Annotated in this window: 4 protein-coding genes; all 4 read right to left on the reverse strand. The window is 57.4% G+C overall.

Going from position 1 to position 3,835, the window contains the following annotated elements; genetic code table 11:
* On the reverse strand, positions 1–819 hold an 819-nt coding region (locus K0B87_09445), incomplete at its 3' end, for a S8 family serine peptidase (GenBank protein ID MBW6514959.1).
* Between the two features lie 268 nt (positions 820–1,087).
* On the reverse strand, positions 1,088–2,206 hold the full coding sequence (locus tag K0B87_09450; protein ID MBW6514960.1) for a cyclic nucleotide-binding domain-containing protein: 1,119 nt from the start codon (positions 2,204–2,206) through the stop codon (positions 1,088–1,090).
* Positions 2,207–2,306: 100 nt separating this feature from the next.
* Positions 2,307–3,041, reverse strand: coding sequence for an outer membrane lipoprotein-sorting protein (locus K0B87_09455; GenBank protein ID MBW6514961.1), 735 nt, complete (start codon positions 3,039–3,041; stop codon positions 2,307–2,309).
* Positions 3,038–3,835 (reverse strand): FtsX-like permease family protein (locus K0B87_09460; protein MBW6514962.1); only part of this gene is annotated, 798 nt, incomplete at its 5' end. The genes K0B87_09460 and K0B87_09455, both read right to left, overlap by 4 nt.

Raw genomic sequence — 3,835 nt, forward strand, 5'->3', positions numbered from 1 at the left:
GTGGGTGATGCCGTTGGTGATGGAAGTGAAGGTCATCTGGCCGCTGTTGTTCATCACCTTGACCGGCATGATGCTGCAGCCGCCGGCCACTCCGGCCACCCCGATCCCGTTGTTGGCCTCTCCGGCAGCAACTCCGGCGCACTGGGTGCCGTGGCCGTTGCTGTCCATGGGATTGTCGTCATTCGACCCGTAATCGTAGCCGGGGACGCAGTTGTCGTTGAGGTCGGGATGGTTGTAGTTGACTCCGGTGTCGATGATGGCGATGACGATATCCGGCGAGCCGAAGACCTGCTGCTGGTCCCAGGCCTCGGGCGCGTTGCTGTCAAAGCCCGCTCCGCCGCCGCCGGGGCCCTGGCCTGTGTTGTTGTGGCCCCAGTTCTGGGCGTAGTAGCTGTCATTGGGGGTAAACTGGGTGTAGGCGAAATGCTCGAAGCTGGAATCCTCGACGAAAGGGCTGGCCTTGAACTCTGCCAAAGCCTGCTCCGCAGCCATTTTCCCATTCAGGCGGACCAGGAACCAGCGGTCGAAGCCGTGCGCGGCTTCCCAGGCTTTGTCGTTCAAGCGCCGATGCGCCCTGATCACGGCAGTCGCTCCGGTTTCCAGCATCAGCCGGTCGAGCTCTTCCAGGCCGAACCGGGCGGCTTCTGCATAGAGGCCGGTGGGCAGATCGGCCCTGAGAATGGCTTCGGGGCTGAGTTTTATCTTTATGAGGTCGGCGGCATAAGCCGGACGGGGCGTATTTTGGTTTTCTCTGGCGGCATCGGCCCAGGCAAGGGCCAGCGCGCAGATGACAAGCAGGATCAAGCTAATTCGCTTCACGTGGCGTCTCCAGAATTTTTTCCTTTATATAACGCAATAATTGTTCCATTTTGCCATTATTATGAGGCAGGCCACCGACCCCGGCCAGTTAACCCAGCCATGTGCCTTAAGCCTGGACACTATGCCGGTGCTGAATTCAGCGTACACATCCCGAACAATATTGGGGGTGTGTACGGCCAAAGTTCCACGGGGACAAGCTTTGGTTCCCTGGGCGGCACCAGATCGCCACAGTTCCGGCCCGGGCGGCCGGATAGGCGAAATTGCGTGATCAGTTCAGGTTTTGGGGGAGGCGGATGTCGAAACGGGCGCCGTGGGGCTGGACGGGGTAGTAATCCATGCGGCCGGAGTGTTCCTGCACCATCTTTTCGCAGATGGGCAGGCCGAGGCCGGTGCCGTTGGGCTTGCCGTAGGTCACGAAGGGTTTGAAGAGGTCCGAGGCAATGCTATCCGGGATGCCGGGCCCGTTGTCGATCACGCTGATCTGCAGCCAGTTCGAGGCCAGATTGGCGCTGATCCTGATCTCGCCTTTCTCCTCGATCGCTTCAGAGCTGTTGCGGAGGAGGTTGATGATCACGCGGCGGATGCGTTCTTCGTCGAAATAGACGTGCTGGCTGCATTTGTTTTCCACCACCAGTTTGATCTCGCGGCTTTTCAGCGAGGCGCCGTAGGTATCCTTGAGGTCTTTGAGGAAGGCGTCCATGTCAACTTTCTGCACCAGGATGGGCTGGGGTGTTCCCTTGACGTAATCCAGTGTCTCGCGCACCAATTCGTCCACCAGTTTGGTCTGCCTGACGATGCTGGAAGTGAATTCCTGGCTGTCCGGAAAGAGGCTTTCGATGAGCTGGGCGGTGAGCACGATCACGGTGAGGGGGGTCTTGATGTCGTGGATGATCTTGCTGGCCGTCATTCCAATGGCCATGAGGCGGTTTTTGCGGATCATCTCGTTCATCAGTTCCGTGAAGCGCTCATTGGTGACGCGGAGTCGGGTGGAGAGGATGCGGATGAGGTTGAACATCACGATCGGCTGGGTTAAGCTGAGGCGGATGAAGTCGTCCTTGGGGATCTCCAGCAGCTCGACGTCGGTGAGGGCTGTCACGGTGCAGGAGCGGGGCGAGTCGGTGAGCAGGCTCATCTCGCCGAAGAAATCCCCAACCTTCATCTCGGAAAGCTGGGCAAAGGGCGTTTCCTTGCTTTCCAGGGCCTTGCTGACCTCCACCCTGCCTTTTTTAATTTCATAGAGGCAAGCACCGGATTCGTTTTCGAGCAGGATCGTTTTGCCTTTGCCATATTTGACTGTCTTGAGGTCATGGGTGAAGTCCCGGACGAGATCCTCGCTGAGGCCGGTAAACAGCCCTGAAACTGCTTCTTTCTTGGTTTTTGTGGTCATCGTGTCCACCTTTTCCTTTTTCAAATTGACTCGTTTTTTCCTTATATCTGGTCCTGCTATATCAGTCAACCTGTTTTTTAGCGCTCCTGGGAACTGGTATTCACTTTTTCAGCATCGCCTTGGTGAAAGTGGCCGCCGGAATGCTGACGTCGAACTCGATGCTGTCCACGAAATACTCGGTCCCTTTGCCCTCCTTGAGTTCGTCTTTGAAAAGGACGCGGCGGGGATACCAGCGGCTGCTGGTTTTGGCGACATCGGAGTATGCGACGGATTTGAGCAGTTTCCCGCTCTTGGCGTAAAGCTGTTCGTAGAGGATGACGTTGCGCTCCTTATCCACGTGGAGTTTGCAGGTTTGATAGGCCAGGCCGGGCTTTTTCGCCGTCAGGGTCATGACCCAGCATTCTCTGCCCTCGTAGGTGGCATCTTTATCGATGACGGCCGCGTAATCCTCTTCCAGGCTCGTATCCTCCATGAAATCCTCGTAGGAAAGGTCGCTGCCCATCACGGATTGCTTGAGCATGTTTCCGGAGATCTGGATGGTGCGGTCGGTGCCGGGATCGTAGATCCAGAGGTTGTCCCCCACCTTGAGCATCTTGGTGCCCTTTTCGCGGGGCGGGGCGGTGTATTCGGTGTAGAATTTATCCCTGCCCTGGGACCAGTTTATCGATTCCACCGTGCGGGAGGAGCGCTTGCCGTGGATGACCATGCGGGTGACGCTTTTGGCGGAGGAAGCGGTCATGTTCGCGTCGATGGCCTTGAGGATGGCTGCGGGATCAGGCTGCGCCGCCCAGAGGAGGCCGGCGGAGAAAAGCAGCAGCAGGATAAAATGTTTCATGTTTCAAGCTCCTTGAACAGTTGCGAGGTCTGGCGTTTGAAAATGGCGATCCCGGCCAGGGCTGCGCCCAGGACAGTTGCCAGAATGCCGGGGATGAGGCTGGTCAGGATAACCTCCAGATTCAGTTTTGTATGGATGATGTTGTTCGCGGCGATGGTCGAGTTCTGGCTGTAGGCGGTCATGTCGAAGCCGTATTTCTGGAAATAGAGGCTGATCAGCCCGCCCATAATGATGCCGATGACCGAACCCACGACCCCGATCACGAGAGCTTCGCCCAAAAGGGACCTGTATACCTGCGCCTTGCGCTCGCCGATGGCCAGACGTACACCAAATTCTCCCCAGCGGCGGATGCCGTTCATCAATCCCGAATTCCAGAGCACGATGCCCAGCAGGATGATGAACACCAATCCCATGATACCCAGGGAATCGTCCATCACCTTCAGCAAATAGCCAAGGTTGTTCTGCTCCATCATGGTCAACATCACGGGGTCGAACTCGTCTTCGCCGGAGAACCGGGAGTTGAAGTCGTCGCGGATTTCTTTCACTTCCCGTTGCTTGTTCTCGCCATGCCGGAAAAAGGCCAGGATCTCGCCCGCGCCGCCAGGCATATCGTACATCGAGGCGATATCCGCGATGTCCGCTACAACGGCTCCCGTATCCAAGGCTGAGATGCCGAAATCCACGGCTCCGGCCACCTGGAAATTCTGCATCGCCATGGCGCCGTAAACAGTTGAACCGATCAGGGTGACGGTGTCCCCCAGTTCCAGACCGAGCTGTTCAAAAGCCTTGTGGCT

Origin of the sequence: Candidatus Syntrophosphaera sp., assembly GCA_019429425.1 — a bacterium.
Classification (GTDB): domain Bacteria; phylum Cloacimonadota; class Cloacimonadia; order Cloacimonadales; family Cloacimonadaceae; genus Syntrophosphaera.